The 16,938-nt window shown below is 59.5% G+C and carries 17 protein-coding genes; 12 read left to right on the top strand and 5 right to left on the bottom strand.

The features are described from left to right. Positions 1-53: 53 nt before the first annotated feature. From HKK54_RS28650 to HKK54_RS28625, 6 genes are all read left to right on the top strand, one after another. The gene (locus tag HKK54_RS28650; protein WP_169388646.1) at positions 54-3,926 is read left to right on the top strand and encodes a phage tail protein; all 3,873 of its coding nucleotides are present in this window, start codon (positions 54-56) and stop codon (positions 3,924-3,926) included. A 327-nt stretch (positions 3,927-4,253) separates the two neighbouring features. Beyond that, entirely contained in the window at positions 4,254-4,634 is a 381-nt protein-coding gene (locus HKK54_RS28645; RefSeq protein ID WP_169388645.1) for a hypothetical protein, read from the top strand. A 382-nt stretch (positions 4,635-5,016) separates the two neighbouring features. Next, a complete protein-coding gene (locus tag HKK54_RS28640; protein ID WP_237151012.1) occupies positions 5,017-6,183 on the top strand; it encodes a pyocin knob domain-containing protein in 1,167 nt (388 codons plus the stop codon). A gap of 41 nt (positions 6,184-6,224) precedes the next feature. Next, positions 6,225-6,656, top strand: a complete 432-nt coding sequence (locus HKK54_RS28635) for a lysozyme (RefSeq protein ID WP_169388644.1) — start codon at positions 6,225-6,227, stop codon at positions 6,654-6,656. After that, positions 6,653-7,159: a lysis system i-spanin subunit Rz gene (locus HKK54_RS28630; protein ID WP_169388643.1), complete on the top strand. Its 507-nt coding sequence runs from the start codon at positions 6,653-6,655 to the stop codon at positions 7,157-7,159. Before HKK54_RS28635 ends, HKK54_RS28630 begins: the two co-directional genes overlap by 4 nt. A gap of 68 nt (positions 7,160-7,227) precedes the next feature. Beyond that, positions 7,228-8,022, top strand: coding sequence for a DNA adenine methylase (locus tag HKK54_RS28625; RefSeq protein ID WP_169388642.1), 795 nt, complete (start codon positions 7,228-7,230; stop codon positions 8,020-8,022). Here HKK54_RS28625 and HKK54_RS28620 read toward each other — a convergent pair. From HKK54_RS28620 to ppk2, 5 genes are all read right to left on the bottom strand, one after another. Further along, positions 8,019-8,699 carry an SOS response-associated peptidase gene (locus HKK54_RS28620; RefSeq protein WP_169388641.1) on the bottom strand — a complete coding sequence of 227 codons (681 nt, stop codon included), beginning with the start codon at positions 8,697-8,699 and terminating at the stop codon, positions 8,019-8,021. The two genes, HKK54_RS28625 and HKK54_RS28620, sit on opposite strands and share 4 nt — an antisense overlap. A gap of 28 nt (positions 8,700-8,727) precedes the next feature. Beyond that, complete coding sequence (locus HKK54_RS28615) at positions 8,728-9,090, bottom strand: hypothetical protein (protein WP_169385835.1); 363 nt, start codon at positions 9,088-9,090, stop codon at positions 8,728-8,730. A 93-nt stretch (positions 9,091-9,183) separates the two neighbouring features. Then, complete coding sequence (locus tag HKK54_RS28610; protein ID WP_046383000.1) at positions 9,184-9,393, bottom strand: hypothetical protein; 210 nt, start codon at positions 9,391-9,393, stop codon at positions 9,184-9,186. Positions 9,394-9,936: 543 nt separating this feature from the next. Continuing rightward, the gene (locus HKK54_RS28605) at positions 9,937-10,482 is read right to left on the bottom strand and encodes a phospholipase D family nuclease (RefSeq protein WP_237151011.1); all 546 of its coding nucleotides are present in this window, start codon (positions 10,480-10,482) and stop codon (positions 9,937-9,939) included. Between the two features lie 131 nt (positions 10,483-10,613). Then, positions 10,614-11,531, bottom strand: coding sequence for a polyphosphate kinase 2 (ppk2, locus tag HKK54_RS28600; RefSeq protein ID WP_169388640.1), 918 nt, complete (start codon positions 11,529-11,531; stop codon positions 10,614-10,616). A gap of 188 nt (positions 11,532-11,719) precedes the next feature. Here ppk2 and pstS point away from each other — a divergent pair, with 188 nt between their 5' ends. The 6 genes from pstS to HKK54_RS28570 all read left to right on the top strand — a co-directional run bounded on the left by pstS (position 11,720) and on the right by HKK54_RS28570 (position 16,896). Then, complete coding sequence (gene pstS / locus HKK54_RS28595; RefSeq protein WP_029615931.1) at positions 11,720-12,751, top strand: phosphate ABC transporter substrate-binding protein PstS; 1,032 nt, start codon at positions 11,720-11,722, stop codon at positions 12,749-12,751. A gap of 74 nt (positions 12,752-12,825) precedes the next feature. Then, entirely contained in the window at positions 12,826-13,794 is a 969-nt protein-coding gene (pstC, locus tag HKK54_RS28590) for a phosphate ABC transporter permease subunit PstC (RefSeq protein ID WP_169388639.1), read from the top strand. After that, positions 13,791-14,684, top strand: coding sequence for a phosphate ABC transporter permease PstA (gene pstA, locus HKK54_RS28585; RefSeq protein ID WP_010171499.1), 894 nt, complete (start codon positions 13,791-13,793; stop codon positions 14,682-14,684). The genes pstC and pstA overlap by 4 nt, the downstream gene beginning before the upstream one ends. A 76-nt stretch (positions 14,685-14,760) precedes the next feature. Further along, complete coding sequence (gene pstB, locus HKK54_RS28580; RefSeq protein WP_010171496.1) at positions 14,761-15,522, top strand: phosphate ABC transporter ATP-binding protein PstB; 762 nt, start codon at positions 14,761-14,763, stop codon at positions 15,520-15,522. A gap of 31 nt (positions 15,523-15,553) precedes the next feature. Continuing rightward, the gene (locus HKK54_RS28575) at positions 15,554-16,252 is read left to right on the top strand and encodes a hypothetical protein (protein WP_169388638.1); all 699 of its coding nucleotides are present in this window, start codon (positions 15,554-15,556) and stop codon (positions 16,250-16,252) included. Beyond that, on the top strand, positions 16,252-16,896 hold the full coding sequence (locus HKK54_RS28570; protein WP_169388637.1) for a hypothetical protein: 645 nt from the start codon (positions 16,252-16,254) through the stop codon (positions 16,894-16,896). Before HKK54_RS28575 ends, HKK54_RS28570 begins: the two co-directional genes overlap by 1 nt. The last annotated feature ends 42 nt before the right edge of the window (positions 16,897-16,938 follow it).

Here is a 16,938-nt window from a genome sequence, read left to right as displayed (position 1 = left end):
CCTGAAGCACCGCAGCCGCCCATGAGGCGGTTTTTTATTGCTTGGAGAAAAGCATGGGCGCAGCACGCAAGATTGATATCCACGGCGCTAAGGGCGGCGAAGAGAAACCAAAAACGCCAACGGAAGCTCCGGACAGCCTGCGCTCCGTTGCCATCGCCAAAATGTTGATCGCTATAGGGGAGGGTGAGTTCGAGGGTATGCCAACTGCCCAGGACATTTATCTCGATAACACCCCGCTGCAAGACCCTCAGGGCAATATGAACTTCCCGAACGTGAAGTGGGAATGGCGCACCGGGGCGGTGGACCAGACCTATATCCAGGGGATCCCTTCGGTAGAGAACGAAACCACCATCAGCACCGAACTGCGTAGTGGTACTCCGTGGGTTCGTGCGATCAACAACGTCCAGCTTTCGGCTGTGCGTGTTCGCTTCGCCTGGCCAGCGCTCCAGTCTGTGGACGCCGGCGGCAACATCAACGGGTACCGGATTGAGTACAAGGTCGAACTGGCAACCGACGGCGGTGCGTACCAGCAGGTGCTGAGCGAAGCTGTCGACGGCAAGACCACTAGCGTGTACGAGCGCACCCGCCGCATCGATTTGCCGAAGGCTACTTCTGGCTGGCTGATGCGCATCACGCGCCTGACGATCAACCAGAACAACAACAAAATCTCCGACACGATGCAGATCGCCGGTTTCACAGAGGTGATCGACGCCAAGTTGCGGTACCCGAACACCGCGCTGCTCTACATTGAATTTTCCGCCGAGCAGTTCCGGAGCATTCCGGCGGTGACCGTCGAGACCAAGCTCAAGAAAATGCAGGTGCCGAGCAATTACGACCCGGTGTCGCGTTCATACACCGGGATCTGGGACGGCACCTTCAAGCAGGCATGGACCGACAACGCGGTCTGGATGACCTACGACATCACCACGGCCGACCGCTTCGGCCTGGGCCGCCGCATCAAGCCGTGGATGGTCGATAAGTGGGAGCTTTATCGCATCTCGCAGTACTGCGACCAGTTGGTGCCCGACGGGAAAGGTGGCATGGAGCCGCGCTTCATCTGCAACCTGAACCTGCAAAGCAAGGCTGATGCCTGGTCGCTTCTGCGCGATATCTCGGCGATCTACCGGGGCATGACCTACTGGGCCCAGGGCCAGGTGTTCACGCTGTCGGATATGCCGCGCGCCGCCGACTTCGACTTTGCCTATACCCGGGCGAACGTCATAGACGGCAAATTCACATACTCCAGCGCGTCGGAGCGCACCCGGTACACCCGGGCGCTGATCAGCTACGACAACCCGCTGAACAACTACGACACCGACGTCACGGCCGTGACCGACCAAAAGCTGCAGCGGCGCTATGGCGACAACCCGCTGGAGATCAGCGCGATCGGCTGCACGCGTGAATCGGAGGCCCAGCGCCGTGGCAAGTGGGCTCTGCTCACCAACTCCAAGGACCGGGTTGTCACCTTCAGGGTTGGCTTGGACGGTCGTATCCCGCTGCCTGGCTACGTCATCCCGATCGCTGACGAGCTGTTGGCCGGTCGGCCCGTGGGTGGGCGCATCTCTGCGGTGAACGGCAAGGTCATCACCCTGGACCGCGACACCCAGGCCAAACCCGGCGACCGGCTGATCCTCAACTTGCCTGACGGCAAGTGCGAGGGGCGCACCGTGCAACTGGTCAGCGGCCGCCAGGTCACGGTCACCACGGCGTACTCCGTGGCGCCTGAGCGGGAGTTGGTGTGGGCGCTCGACGCTGACGACCTGGCCATCCCGCTGTACCGGGTTACCAGCGTTTCCCGGCCAGAGCCTGGCGTGTTCGAAATCTCGGCCGTGCAGTACGATCCGAGCAAGTTCGCGCACATCGACACCGGCGCTCGGCTGGAAGAGCGGCCGATCAGCGTTATTCCGATCACCGTGGTTCCGGCGCCGGCCAGCGTCACGCTGACATCCAGCTACGCCGTGAACCAGGGCATCGCCATCAGCACCATGAACATCTCGTGGCCCGCCGTGAATGGCGCGACCGCCTATGACGTGGAGTGGCGCAAGGACAGCGGCAACTGGATCAAGGTGCAGCGCACCGGCTCTACCAGCGTGGACGTCACTGGCATCTACTCGGGTGCCTACTTGGCACGGGTCCGCTCGGTGAGCGCCTTCGAGATCTCGTCGATCTGGAAAAGCTCGAACCTGACCAATCTACAAGGGAAGGTCGGCCTGCCGCCGGCAGTGTCGTCGCTGACCACCACCAGCGAGCTGTTCGGCATCGGCATCAAGTGGGCTTTCCCACCTGGCGCCGAGGATACCCAGCGCACCGAGCTTTGGTATGGCCCGACGAACGACCTGCAGTCTATTACGACGTTGAAGCTGGCCGACCTGGCTTATCCGCAGGCTGACTACCGCATGCAGTCGCTGCTGGCAGGCGCGCAGTTCTTCTTCTGGGCGCGCCTGGTAGACCGCACCGGCAACATCGGGCCGTTCTATCCGGTGGTGAATGGGGTCATGGGCCGGGCCAGCTCACAGGCCGGGCCGATCCTCGACCTGATCGCCGGGCAGATCGGCAAAACCGAACTGGCCCAGGAACTGGTCAAGGAGATCGAGCTGATTTCGGGCGACGGGCCCGGGTCGGTAAATGACCGACTGGAGCAGGCAAAGCAGGAACTGGAAGACCTGATCGACCAGATCACGGATGCGCTGGTCTACGATCCGACCAAAACCTACGCCGCCGGCGACGTGGTGCGGCAGGGTCAGCACCTGTACCAAGCCACCGCACCGGTACCGAAGAACACCGCGCCACCAAACGCCGCGTACTGGTTCGATATCGGCACCATTGCCGAGACAACCCAGGCCATGGCGCTTCAGATCCAGCAGAACAAAACTTCCATCGACACCGTGGACGGCAAGGTCACTGCCCAGGCATCTGCGCTGCAATCGCTTCAGGCAAGCTGGCGGGAGGATAACGGAGAGGGTGCGCTGACTGACGCCCTGCAAGGCTGGGATGCCACGGCGAAGTTCGCCCAGCAGGTGAAGGTGCAAGCCTCTGACAACCTGGCGCTGGTCGAGCGCACGACTTCGCTCGATGCGGCGGTGGGTGCGAACAAGGCCGGGCTGACCACGCTGGAGCAGGCGGTGGCCACCGACAAACTGGCGACAGCGACTCGACTGGATCAGTTGAAAAGCGATGTCGACGGCAACACGGCGGCTATCAGCTCGGAGGCGACCACTAGGGCTGACGGCGATTCCGCTCAGGCAGCACGCTCCGACCTGATCCAAACAAAGGTCGACGAGAACTCGGCAGCCGTTCAGACGGTCACCCAGTCTCTGGCCGATACCAACAGCGCTATCGCCTCCCAAACCACCACGTTGCAGGCCGTGATCGGTGGCGGGCGTGACGGCACAGATGAGGGTGATCTGGCCAGCGCGCTCAGCGAGTGGAAGAACCAGGCAGCGATCCAGATCACGGCCAAAGCCCAGGCGGACACCGACGGCAAGCTGTCCACCATGTGGGCGGTGAAGATGCAGGTCAACCAAAACGGCCAGTACGTGGCCGCCGGCATCGGGCTTGGTATCGAGCAAAATGCTGATGGTCTGCTGCAAAGCCAGTTCCTGGTGAGTGCTGACCGTTTCGCGGTGGTGAACACCCTAGCCGGTGGCGGGTTCGTTACGCCGTTTGTGGTGCAGAACGGGCAGGTGGTTATCGACACCGCGCTGATCAGTCGGGCGTTTATTCAGGAAATCGTGCTGGGCATGACGCTGCGCTCTGAGGCGGTTGACGCTAAAGGTCGTCCGCTCTTGGAGATCAACGTCAAGGCCGGCACCTTCACGCTTCGAAGCACGGGCGCTGACGGATCTACCTTGCTCAACAACAACGGTCTCACCGTCTATGACGCGAACGATATTGATCGGGTGACGGTCGGGAGGCTTTCCGTATGAATTTCGGAATGCGGGTCAAAGGACCAACTGGGGCCATCGAGATCGATGAAAACTCGTTCACGATGAGAGTTGTGTACTCCGAAATAATGCAGCCGCAGTTCTGGTCTACGAAGTATGTGGACCTTGCTGTTGCGGGTATCACCCCTCAAAACGCGGCCGCGTTTGTGATGCCCGTACAGAGCCTGAATGCTTTGCAGGATGCTCAGCTGGAGCCCGAGGTTTTTAACGGGTTCGTCAGGGTGTGGCGAACGATTAGAGGTGATCCTTACGGGAACTCTGCAATAACAACAACGCGGCAGCGATTGGTCGTTACGAGGTTCAAATAACATGGCGGATTCATATGGCCTGATGTTCAAGTCTGCCGATGACGATCGAATTATTCTCGATTCCGAATTCTCCAGGCTGGTCGTTCTCTACAAAGGTCGGTACGTAGGCACCGAGGAGAATGGAGACTCCTCATCTACTTACTTCCCATCACCAATTACAACTCAAGAGCAGCCACTTGTTTTCATCAGGCCCGACAGTGCCGCGGGCATTATCGGGATGAGCAACCTTGAAATATTTGGCTCGCCGGGAAACTGGACCGGGTTTCGTGTGCGCATCTTCAATATGTACACGATCAAGCCGGTGGGGCGCTGGTTTGTTGCGACCTTCGTTGCTCAGGCTCTGGCTACCTACGCGGGATGCAAACCGCAATGTCATCTTTGACTCCGGCACCCCGTCCGCTCTGTTTGTCCGGTCTAGCAACAACTGGACGTACGCGGGCAGTGGCTCGACCGGGCAGGGCGTTTCAATCGCCTACTTCAATTCCCAGTTCAACATGGCTGAGGACGAATACATGCTCATAAATAACTTGGCTATGAGGGCGGTGACGATCGCCGCCGGTACAACGAGCCGCCAGATTGCAGCTATGTGGAACTATCCGAGCAGAATTCTTACTCTCGGAATGATCTCCCCCCAAAACGCTATTGTCACCGGCATAACCGTGATGGTTGGAAGGATCGTGCAGTAACTGAGCCACGCCTTTCACACTTAACTAACTAGCGCTCGCCTAACTCGTTGGCGGGTTCAACTCTATCTGGAGAAAAGTATGCCTTGGTACAGAACCGGCACGGTTGCCGTTACTTTGAATTCGAATGCGGTAACTGGTAATGGAACAGCCTTTCTCGCAAACAGCCGGGTAGGTGATGCATTCGTCGGTCCCGACGGCGGGCAATACGAGGTCACCAATATTGCCAGCGACACGGCTATGTCGATCGCGCCCCCCTATCGTAGTGCTTCTACCAGCGCCGGCGCATATGCACTCATGCCTGTGCAGGGGTACACCAAATCACTAGCTGACCAGGTCAGGGCCTTGCTTCAGCAGTGGGGTTCAACGCTTGCTGGCCTGGGCACGGTATCCACGGAAAACGTTGTGCCTGTAGCAAAGGGCGGTACCGGCGGCACGACGCAAGCCGCGGCGCGTAATGGCTTGGGCCTTGGGAGTGCCGCTACGTTGAATGCTGGTCTGGCTGACGGGAACTTGCTGCCGTGGGGGGCGTATGGCTTCGGGGGCTACACGCCTGCCATCCCCGGATCCCCGTCAAACTTTAACTCGGCGCTCGAGACAGGCTTCTACAAAGACACCGGCACGACGCTGAATCGGCCTGCCGGGATGAACTACGGGACAGTCGCCGTCCAGTCGTACGGCAATGCCATCACCACTCAGCTGGCCATCTCGTTCAACAAGCGGATGTACTTTCGCGGCAATCAGCTGGGCTGGGATGCGACGTGGACTGAGGTTTACACGACCGCCAACACAACCCGGGGCTCTGGCGGCGCCCTGTCCGCTGCATCGCCGATCGTGCGTGTGGCAAGCGTGACTGCCAGCGAGCGCCGAGACCTGCAGGAGCAAACGTTTCAGCCTGCTGGCGCGTGGGGTGTCGCGAACGAAGAGGCTTACGGCGTCAAAGTAGAGCGCACCGCTGTGGGCGAGTACCAACTGCTTGGCAGCCTTGGCCTGGCGCTGGAGGGGTGGCGGACGCAAGACCCTTGCTCGCCTGATGGCGGCCGCACACTTGGCATTACCGAGTGCGAGCAGGCTGCCGACGGAAGCGTGACGATCCGGCTCTACAAGCAGCGCTGGTCCCTGACCGATGACGGGGAGATGGTGCTGGGCAAAGGTGTGCCGATTGACGTGCCCCTCAATAGCTGGATCGACGTGCGGCTCGAGATGCCCATTGTCGAGGCGCCGCCGCCCGAAACGATCGAAGAGTAACTGCCCGCCCGAAGCGGGTATTTTTTTGCCTGGAGAAAATTATGCGCACATCGCAAAAGGGCGTGAGCCTGATCAAATCCTTCGAGGGCCTGCGCCTCAAGTCCTACCAAGACTCGGTTGGCGTCTGGACGATCGGCTACGGCGCCACGCGGGGTATCACCGCCGGCATGGCCATCACCAACGACCAGGCCGAGCGGCTGCTGCTGAACGACATCGCGCGCTTTGAACCTGAGGTTGAACGTCTGGTAAAGGTGAACCTCAACCAAGCGCAATGGGATGCGCTGATGAGCTTCACCTACAACCTCGGCGCGGCCAATCTCGCCTCTTCGACGCTGCTGAGGCTGCTCAACACCGGCGACTATGGCGGAGCTGCCGAGCAGTTCCCTCGTTGGAACAAGGCAGGCGGCCAGGTGCTGGCAGGCCTCGTTAAGCGCCGCACCGCTGAACGGGTGATGTTCCTGGGTGCGGCATGACGCCGGTGCAGAAATTGTCCGTGGTCCTGCTGGTCATGGCCGTGAGCTTCGGCGCCGCCTGGCAGGTACAGGACTGGCGGTATGACGGGAAGCTGGCAAAGCAGGCGGGGCAGTTCCAGACGGACCTCGACGCGATCGGCAACGTCGCTACCTCCCAGGCCCGCGCCGAGCAGGACAAGCGACTGGCCACCGAGCAGAAGCTGGCCGCTTCTGACCAACAACACACCAGGGAATTATCCGATGCCCAGCGCAACCAGGCTCTTCTGCGTGACCGCCTTGCTACTGCTGATGTGCGGCTGTCAGTCCTTCTCGACGCCACGGATTCAGCCAGTGGCTGCGACGTGCCTGCCACCCCTGGCGCCATCGGCGTGGTTCATGCAGCCCGTCGAGCCCAACTTGACCCAACGCATGCTCAACGAATTATCGGCATCACCGACGCCGGCGACCAAGGATTGATCGCGCTGCGTGCGTGCCAGGCCTATATCAGGGCCATTGCGCGCTGACCTACATTTCAGGTCGCAAAAATTAGCACCACCCCCAATGAACATTCACCTTGCAAAGGATTGCAAAAATGACAAACCCAATCGTTCCATGGATGGGTGGCAAGCGCCGCCTGGCCGACCGTCTGATTCCTCTCTTCCCTCCACATGAATGCTACGTTGAGGTTTTCGCTGGCGGCGCGGCGCTCTACTTCCTGCGGCCCCAGGCTGCGCCGGTTGAAGTCCTCAACGATATCAATGGCGACCTGGTGACGTTGTATCGGGTAGTGCAGAACCATCTGGAAGAATTCGTCCGGCAGTTCAAATGGGCGCTCAGTTCCAGGCAGGTATTTGAGTGGCAGAAGATGACTCGACCGGAAACCCTCACCGATATCCAGAGGGCTGCCCGGTTTTTCTACCTGCAGCACCATGCCTTCGCTGGGAAGGTCAGCGGTCAGACCTTCGGCACTGCCACTACGGGACCGGCTATCAATCTGCTGCGAATTGAAGAGAACCTTTCCGCTGCCTGGCAGCGCCTTTCCGGAACCTATGTCGAAAACTTGGGATGGCTTGAATGTGCCGAGCGCTACGACCGGGCCCACACTTTCCACTATATGGACCCACCGTACTGGCAGACCGCAGGCTACGGGGTGGACTTTCCGTTCGAAAACTACGAGCGGATGGCCGACTTCATGCGCCGCTGCAAAGGCAAGGTTATGGTGAGTATCAACGACCACCCTGATATCCGGCGGGTGTTTGAAGGGTTCCACTTTGAAACACTGGACATCCGCTACAGCACCACCAATCAGCGCCAGGGAAAAGCCGAGGTCAGCGGCGAGCTTGTGATCATGAATTGGAAGCCCTCTGACCTCGGCGGGCTGTTTTAGGGTGCAGGCTGTATCAGGTTGGGCCCCTTGTTCCGGACGTTGCCCACGGCCGTATCGACCTTGAACCATTCGAAGGCCTCAGCTGGCTCGCCCTGATGCATCACCATCTGCTCGGCGCGCTCCTTGGGCGTAGCCGGGTCCAACCATTCCCGAGCCAGGTCCGGTGTTAGCACCACCGGGCGCCGGTCGTGGATGTCCACCATGCCGCCGGCACTGTCCGCGGTGATGATCACGAAGCCGTCATGCTCGCCCGGGCCTTCGTCGCTGTCGGGGAGTTGCCCAATGGCGGCGCACAGGACCGGCTCGCCATCCCTCCGGCGGATCAGGTAGGGCTGCTTCTTCGACCCGCCTTCGTCTACCCATTCAAACCAGTTATCGACGGGCGTGATTGCTCGGTGTGGCCAGATCGCCCGGAAGAACGGGCCGTGGGCCACCTTCTCGACGCGGGCATTGATCGGCGCGGCCCGATCCTTTGCCCAGTGGGGTCGCCAACCCCAGCGCACCAGATCGGCGTGTAGCAGGTCGCCCTGCAGGTGGAGCAGGGCGACCTGGGTGGACGGTGCCACGTTGTAGCGCTCCAGCGGCAGATCACCGACGGAATTCGCCAGGGCATTGGGCATGCTCAGTGCCGCAACGAAGTCGTGAATGCCGGTGTACTGGGAAAGTCTTCCGCACATGGTCATAACCTCCGAGGTTCAACTCAGGTTAGTTGCTGATCGTGGTTTGCCCCATACGGATCTGCCGCAGCAGCTCCTGGTTCTGGTGGAGAATGATATCCCGCTGGTTTTTGACGACCAGCAGGCTCCCAATTTGGCCATCAAGCTCTGACACTTTGCTTTTTAGCTCGGCAATCTCGGCTTGTGCTTTCTTGAGCTTGAGCTCAGCCGTAGCCTTATCGCGTAGAGCATCAGCCTGCATCTGGATCAGCCCCTGAATGTCCTGCCTGGCTTTTCGCAATTGCAGGCTCTGCTCCTGGTACTCGTTCTCCAGCATGAGCGCGTGCTGCCTGCACATTTCTAGGGGCGTGGGGCTACCAAGCCACCAGTCGGTGTCTTCGTCGATGTTCATGGTTGGATATTCCGAATGCTGTATGTGTATACAGTATTCGAGATTTGGCGAAGCTGAAGGCTTGAGGCGACGAACTGCAGGTTTACCCGACGATCAGTCAGGCGCCATGAGAACCGCCAGGGTCAGCTTGATGAACTCTTCGTTCTCGTCGATGGTGTGCAGGGCGCCACGCACGTTTTCCGCCACGTCAGCGGAGCCGCGCTGTTCGACCCAGTTCGAGATCTCCATGATGGACGCCTCAAGGGCCAGCTGGTTTTCGTACAACTTTGAGAGCAAGGAAGGGAGCAGGTCTGAGTTGGGCATCGGCGTTCCTCTGGTGGAGTGAACAGCTTAGCAGTCGGTGTTATTTGGGGAGTTTGTGTTCGGTCGGCAGGACGCCGGGGAGGGGTGAATTCCTTTCCGCAAAAAAATGGCAGCCCTTGAATTTGCTGGGCTGCAGAAGACCATTTTTATCTCTGGTGCGGAAAGGAATTGCTTATATGTCTATGTATTTAAAGGATTAGTTAGCGGACTTAAAATCCCCCGCTCGTAAGGGCGTGCCGGTTCGATTCCGGCTTCGGGCACCATCTAAAATCAAGGGTTTGCGGGCGAAAGCTGATGCAAGCCCTTGTTTGTTTTCGGTCCGCAATTCCAGCTGTTGCTCCGCAACTTACTTAGTTGGCGTAACCTTTTACCCTATCTGGATGCAGCCATCTGCGATATTTCAGTTGTGATTGTTCGCAGGACTGCTCCGCGCACTAACGGCTTTGCTGTTTCTGAAGATATGGCGAGCGATGGTCGGAAGGGGCGGCTAACTAAGTCTCAGGAACGTACGCCTGTCAGCAAGACTTTTTGATCCCGCGCCCGTTATCGTGAAGGGTAAGGCTTCCCCAGATCCCATCGCGATTGCCAGTGCGCAACGTACTGGCGTGTCACCTCCGGCCTATCGCGAATGACTACAACATTCTCGGAGTTGGCCGTCTCGGCGGACTGGGCGAAATTGAAGGAGCCTGTTTCGACCGTGTTGCCATCGACAATGATTGTCTTATCGTGGTGGAGGTGAAATTGGTCGTTGGTTCGCAACTCCACCCCGTTGCGGGTCACGAAGTCCATGGCGGCTTTACTCGTTTTACCCAGGTTGCGCTTCTTGTCGATCACCACCCGTACCTGCACACCACGGGTCTTCGCGTCTACCAACGCTTGCATGATGTCGGGCGCCTGAAAGGCGTAAGCAAGCATCTGGATGCTGTGCCTGGCACCCTTAATCGTTTCCAGAACGAGTTTCCTGGCGGAGCCTTCCGGGGAAAAACCAACTTGAATAGTGGGTTCCCCGTAAGAAAGACAGGGGGCGCCGAGCAGGGCCACCAGGGCTACGTGTCGCAATCTCATCATGCCGAAAGACCTTGCATTCATGGGCAGGCCCCCCTTTGGACCTGCCACGTCTGAGATTACCTGAGGTGCCGCCCAAGGCAACTTGAATCCTTCAGTGCGGTGCGTACCGCGAAGGTAGTGATCAGCGTTGGGTGATTTGTGTTTGGCCTGCCTCAATAAACCTGAGGCACGATGAGTTCCGGTGGCGTCGGGCTGCGGGAATAGTCCTCCTGTCTGACGCGTTGCGGCAGTTCGATCACCGGTAGCTGCACTTCCTCATAAGGCATCTGCCCGAGCAGGTGATGGATGCAGTTGAGCCGGGCCTTCTTCTTGTCATCGGCCTGCACCACCCACCAGGGAGCTTCGGCGATGTGGGTGCGCTCCAGCATGATTTCCTTGGCCTTTGTGTAGGCTTCCCAGCGCCGGCGCGACTCCAGGTCCATCGGGCTGAGTTTCCACTGTTTGAGCGGGTCGTGAATGCGACTCAGAAAGCGCAGGTGCTGTTCCTGGTCGGAGATGGAGAACCAGTACTTGATCAGCTGGATGCCGGAGCGGGCGAGCATGCGTTCGAACTCCGGGACGGTGCGGAAGAACTCCTCGTACTGATCTTCGTTGCAAAACCCCATGACCTGTTCGACGCCTGCACGGTTGTACCAACTACGGTCGAACAGCACGATTTCACCGGCCGCCGGCAGGTGTGAGACGTAGCGCTGGAAGTACCACTGCGTCTGTTCGCGGTCGTTGGGGGCGGGCAGGGCGGCCACACGACAGACTCGGGGGTTGAGTCGTTGGGTAATTCGCTTGATGACACCGCCCTTGCCGGCTGCATCGCGCCCTTCAAACAGAATCACCACTTTGTGGCCCGTCTTGACCACCCAGCTTTGCAGCTTCACCAGTTCGCCTTGCAGGCGGAACAGTTCGCTGAAGTAGATCCGTCGCGCGGCCATCTCGCTGCTTTCCTCAACGTGCTCATCGAACAGGGCATTCAGGTCATGCCCGTCCTCGGATAACTCCAGTTCCAGCTCTTCGTCACTGTGATCCAGCAGCTCACGGTGGATGCGTTGTATCAAGGCTTCTTCTGTTGAAAACATGGGAGGCGCTCGCGTCGGGAGGGGAGTGGCTGAGTGTTAGTCGCAACTTGTTACGAAGTAATTACATCGGAAATCCCGGCTATTGAGGTGGCAAATGGGGACAAAAGCGCGTCGCCACCCAATTTTCATAAAACTGTAACAACCCTATTGCAGAGTGCGGAGGCCAATTATCACAAGGAGTTTCCTTAATGAAGAGCTTGATGAAGTCCGCTGCACTCGCCGTTTCGGTATCTCTTTGTGCCAGCTCTATGGCTTTTGCTGCGGAAAGCGTTCGCCTGACCGGTTCCGGTGCGAGCTTCCCGGCGCCGATCTACCTGACCTGGCTCAAGGATTTCAGCAAGAAGACCCCAGGTGTCACGGTGGATTACCAATCCAAGGGCAGCGGCGCGGGTGTACAGGACTTCCTGAATAAAACCGTCGATTTCGCTGCCAGCGACTCGGCCATGAAAGACGAAGACATCGCCAAGGTTGCCGAAGGCGTGCAGTTGCTGCCGATGACCGCGGGTGAAATCGTGCTGGCCTACAACCTGCCAGGCAACCCAAAAGGGCTGAAATTGCCACGGGACGTCTACTCCAACATCTTCCTGGGCAAGATCACCAAGTGGAACGATCCACAGATCGCCGCTGCCAACCCGGACCTGAAGCTGACCGATACGCCAATCACCGTGGTCGTGCGTGCAGACTCCAGCGGTACCACCGCGGTATTCACCAAACACCTGGCAGCGATCAACCCGGAGTTCCAGAAGGCGCTGGGTGAAGGCAACACCGTCAACTGGCCAGCCAGTGACAAATTCATCAAATCGCCTAAAAACGACGGTGTGACCGCCACCGTGCGCCAGACCCCGGGCGCCATCGGCTACATCGAGTACGGCTTCGCCAAACTGGCCAAGGTTGACTTCGCCCAGTTGCAGAACAAGGCCGGTCACTACGTAGTGCCCACCGCTGAAAGCGGTGCCGAGGCACTGGCCGCGGTGAAAATGCCGGAAAACCTGGTGGCCTGGTTGCCAGACCCGGACGGCGCCAAGTCCTACCCGATCACTTCCTACACCTGGATGATCTTCCGCAAGGACAACGGTAACCCGGCCAAGGCCAAGGCCATGCGTGAAATGGTCGAATACAGCCTGACCGAGGGGCAGAAAATCGCCGACTCGATGGGTTACATCCCTCTGCCGCAATCGGTTGTCGAACAGGTTCGCAAAGCGTCCGCCAACATCCAGTAATGCGCGTGAGGTCTCTCCCGATGTGTGCTGTCAGCCATGCCGGGAGCGTTTCCCCCCTGGTCCGGAATTAGCCAATGAACAAACCTTTCGTCGTACCGGTTAACCCGGATTCTGCCTGCCAGCCACCGTCGGCAAAGGATTTCCTGGTGGATCGCACGTTCCGTGCGCTTGCACGAATCGGGGTGGTACTGATTCTGGCATTGGTCGCCGCCTTGGTATTCGAGGTGGGACGCAAGGCCCTTCCCGGCATGGAAAAGCACGGTTTTGACGTGATTTTTGGCAGTGTCTGGGACGTTAACCAAGGCAAGTACGGCATCCTGCCGGCCGTTTGGGGCACGCTCTACAGCGCCCTGATCGCGCTGCTGATTGCAGGCTTTTTTGGCGTCAGCATGGCGATTTTCCTGACCCAGGATTTTCTGCCGGCAAAGCTGGCAGCCGTGTTTCGCACCATCGTCGAATTGCTCGCAGCCATCCCCAGCGTCGTCTACGGCCTGTGGGGCATTTATGTAGTGATCCCGGCGATTCGTCCACTGACGGCTTGGCTGAACAGCGAGCTGGGCTGGATACCTTTTTTCGGCACGTCCTTGAGTGGGCCTGGGTTGCTCCCGGCCGCGCTGGTACTGGCCATCATGATTCTGCCGACGATTGCCGCCGTTTCCCAGGATGCTCTCACCAGCGTCCCGATGAAAACCAAGCAGGCTGCCTACGGCATGGGGACCACCCACTGGGAAGCCATTCTCAAAGTGATGGTGCCGTCCGCCGCCACCGGTATTTTCGGCTCCCTGGTTCTCGGCCTGGGCCGCGCACTGGGTGAAACCATGGCGCTGGCCATGTTGGTGGGCAACGCCAACAACATTTCGCTTTCCCTGTTTGCACCGGCCAACACGCTGGCCGCCTTGTTGGCGCTGAACTTCCCGGAAGCCGGGCCCAACGAGATTGAGGTGTTGATGTATGCCGCCCTGGTGCTGATGTTCATCACGCTGCTGGTGAACGTCATCGGTTCGATGATCATGCTCTACGCCCAGCGGGGTACCAAACAATGACTGACCTTACGTCCCCCCTCAGCGCGGTGCCCAGCCTGCAGCGCAAGTTTGAAGGTCGCGCCCTGCGCAGCCTGGTGCTGACCACGCTGGTGTGGCTTGGCGCACTGGTGGCCAGCGTGCCACTGATTTCCGTGCTCTACATGCTGATCACCCGTGGCGGCGCGCGCCTGAGCCTGGAAGTGTTCACCGAACTGCCACCGACGGGCTTCGAGACGGGTGGCGGTTTCGGCAACGCCATGGCCGGCACCTTTGTGATGGTCGGTATCGGTGCCGCCATTGCGGTTCCGGTCGGCATCATGGCCGCCATCTTCCTGGCTGAGCTGGGGCCGGACAGCAAATTGGCGAACGCCTCGCGCTTTGCCGCCAAAATGCTCACCGGCCTGCCTTCCATCCTGGCCGGGGTGTTTGCCTACGCCCTGGTGGTGATGACCACCGGCACCTACTCGGCGCCAGCAGGTGGCGTGGCCCTGGCGGTACTGATGCTGCCCATCGTGGTGCTGACGGCGGAAGAGTCGATGCGCATGGTGCCCAAGATCATGAAGGACGCCGCCTACGGCATGGGCTGCACCCGCTCGCAGGTCATCTGGAAAATCATCCTGCCCACCGGCATGCCGGCGATCCTCACGGGCGTCATGCTCGCCGTGGCACGTGCTGCCGGTGAAACCGCGCCGTTGCTGTTTACCGCGCTGTTCAGCAACTACTGGATCTTCCACGACGGCAGCCTGGAGGTCATGAACCCGACGGCATCCCTTGCCGTGCTGATCTACAACTTCTCCGGCATGCCTTTCGACAACCAGCTCGAGCTCGCATGGGCGGCCTCGCTGGTATTGGTGATGATCGTGCTGGTCGTGAATATCGTGAGCCGGATTTTCGGCAAGCCCAAGTATTGAGAACGGGAGCACCTGAATTTTGAACGTATCAACTGCGCAAATAGCCGCTCCGTTTGTCACCCAGGAACCTGTGGTCATGGACTGCAAGCTGGACCGGATTTTCTACGGCAACTTCATGGCGGTGCGTGACAGCCATGTGCCGATCGAGAAAAACAAGATCACCGGCTTCATCGGTCCTTCCGGCTGCGGCAAGAGTACGGTGCTGCGCAGCCTCAACCGCATGAACGACCTGGTGAAGGGCTTTCGCTTCGAGGGCCATGTGCATTTCCTCGGGCAGGACGTGTATGGCAAGGGTGTAGACCCGGTGGTCGTCCGCCGCTACATCGGCATGGTGTTCCAGCAGCCAAACCCGTTTTCGATGAGCATCTTCGACAACGTCGCCTTCGGCCTGCGCCTCAACCGCTACAAGGGCGACCTGGGCGACCGCGTCAAGCACGCCTTGCAAGGCGCTGCGCTGTGGGATGAGGTCAAGGACAAGCTCAAGGTCAGCGGCCTGTCGCTCTCCGGTGGCCAGCAGCAGCGGCTGTGTATTGCCCGCGCCATTGCCACCGAGCCGGAAGTGTTGTTGCTGGATGAGCCCTGTTCCGCACTCGACCCGATCGCGACCCGCCGGGTCGAAGAGCTGATGATCGAGTTGAAGAAGGACTACACGATCGCCCTGGTGACCCACAACATGCAGCAGGCCATTCGTGTGGCTGACACCACCGCGTTTTTCTCGGTGGACATCTCCCAGGGCACGCGCACCGGGTACTTGGTTGAAATGGGTCCGACCACCCAGATCTTCGGCAGCCCGCGTGAACAAATGACCGAGGATTACATCAGCGGCAAGTTCAGCTGACCGGCCCCTTTACCGTTTCCCAGGATTGCCAATGTCTGCTCCACGTCGCCTTGATTTACCTGCGATTGAACGCGCACTGCGTGAGGTACAGCGCCGCTTTGCCGAGCTCAGCCGGCACTTTACCGAGCCGCGCGACCCCTTTACCGACGAAGTGCTGCTCAACGTGCTTGAGGGCTATGCGCTGATTGACGATTATGTCGCACGGGGTGTCGACCTGTTTGACCTTCAGCACCTGGACCTGATGCTGGAAATCAATGCCACCGTGCTCTGCGGCACGGATCCGGCACGTCGCCAGGAGTACAGTCATCACCTGGAGGCGACCGAGCAGCACTTTTTCAACAACGTTGAAGGCGGCATCAAGGACTTGTACAACTGGTACTGCGCGTATCGCAGTGAATCCGTCTGGAAGCGCGCAGCCGGTGTCTATGTACGAATCCTCAGCAAGCCGCAATTGTTCATCGAAGGCAACAACCGCAGCGGGTCGCTGATCGTCAGCTATTTGCTCATGCGCGCAGGTTTGCCGCCGTTCGTGTTGACGCTTGAAAATGCCGAGGGCTACTTCAACCCCTCGTCGGTGATACGCAACTCTGCCAAACATGGAGTCAAGGCGTTGTATGAATTGCCCAAGATCAAGAAAAAATACGCCGCCTTCCTGGAGGAACAGGCTCCTGATCCCGAGGTGTTTTTCTTGAGCGACGCACCGCAGACCCTCTATCAGGGAGGCCATTAATGAGCGGGTATCCAACGCTTGCCAGCAAATGCCGGACCTCCGGCAGGAGCGTCTTGCAAGCCGTCCGGCAGGCCATGCCCAAGCGCGTGTTCAAGCGCCCGCGCATCCGTATCTCCTTTGATATCGATGACACGCTGGCCTGCCAACTCCATCATTCTGCCGTCGAGCCAAGCTGGCTGCCGGACTGTGTTCACCGCTGGCTGGGTGAGCCGTTGCGTATTGGCACACGTTCCCTGACCCGCGAGCTGCGCCGCCAGGGCTGCAGTATCTGGGTCTACACATCGTCCGGTCGAGAGCCTTCCTACATCAGGCGCTGGTTGATGCTCTACGGCATACGCGTCGACGGGGTGGTTAACAGTGTGCTGCATAACCGCGCCCTCACGGTGCGCGGGCTGTCGACCACGCCCTCGAAATTCCCGCCGGCCTTTGATATCGACTTGCATGTCGATGATTCCGAGGGTGTGCAGCTTGAAGGTCATGATCACGGCTTTCGCGTGGTGGTCGTGAATCCGGAGGATGAGCACTGGGCGCAGAGGGTTCTGGATGCGGTCGCTGTGGTTCAGGCCCAACTGGCTGGTCAGCAACGGCTCAGACGTCCCCAGGCGGCACCACAGCGCTCGGAAGTGCTTGCTCCGGCGGCCTGAAAACACACCTTTTCGGCAGCAGGAATCGGGGGGCGGTTGACC

It is taken from the genome of Pseudomonas sp. ADAK13, assembly GCF_012935715.1.
Classification (GTDB): Bacteria; Pseudomonadota; Gammaproteobacteria; order Pseudomonadales; family Pseudomonadaceae; genus Aquipseudomonas.
This window is presented reverse-complemented; position numbering and strand designations above follow the sequence as displayed.